At 68.0% G+C, this 704-nt stretch carries 1 protein-coding gene; it reads right to left on the minus strand.

What is annotated here, in order from left to right; all coding sequences use genetic code 11:
* Positions 1-704 (minus strand): DUF222 domain-containing protein (locus tag BHQ18_RS28840; protein WP_234794366.1); only part of this gene is annotated, 704 nt, incomplete at both ends.

The following is a 704-nucleotide window of genomic DNA, read 5'->3' on the forward strand; positions in this document are numbered from 1 at the left end:
TGTTGGTGTGCCCATCATCGGCCCAGTCGGCGACCGCGTGATGGACCTGGGTCTCATAGGCCGGGGCGCTGCACCCGGGGCGGGTGCAGCCCCGCTCGGCAGCGAACAACATCAACCGCTGCGCCGTGGACGCGCAGCGTTTGGCGCGGCCGAGGTAGAGCGGTTCGTTGGTGTGTTTGTCGAAGATCGCCAGATAGTGCTGGGCGTGGGCGGCCATGGCGATGACATCGGGCATCGCTACCACCGTTCCACCGGCGGTCACTCCGAACCCGGCGGCTTTCTCCAGGTCCTGCAGCGTCGCGGTGATCACCATCGTGACCGGAAACCCGTTATGGGTACGACCGCTGCGCGCGGCCAACAGATCCCGACACATCGCCGCCAACGCATCATGATTACGCTGCGCCCGCGTCCGGGGATCGCGGATCAACACCTCCGGAACCGCAGGCTCGACCTCGGCGGCGACAGGCTCCGGCTCCGGCGCGGCCTCGGGCCCGGCATCGAAGTCGAGCATGAACTCGGGGTCGGGATCTGCTTCGGGCTCCGGCTCGGCGTCATCGAATCCAGGATCGAAGTCGTTCCACGGGTCGGGTCCAGGATCGAAGTCGGGCTCGGGTTCGGGTTCGTAATCGGGCTCAGCGTCGGGTTCGGGCGTGAACTGCGGCGGGGTCCCGTCGGCGTCGGGCATGTTCTTGCCCGGGGCGCCG

It is taken from the genome of Mycolicibacterium flavescens (assembly GCF_001722335.1).
GTDB lineage: Bacteria > Actinomycetota > Actinomycetes > Mycobacteriales > Mycobacteriaceae > Mycobacterium > Mycobacterium flavescens.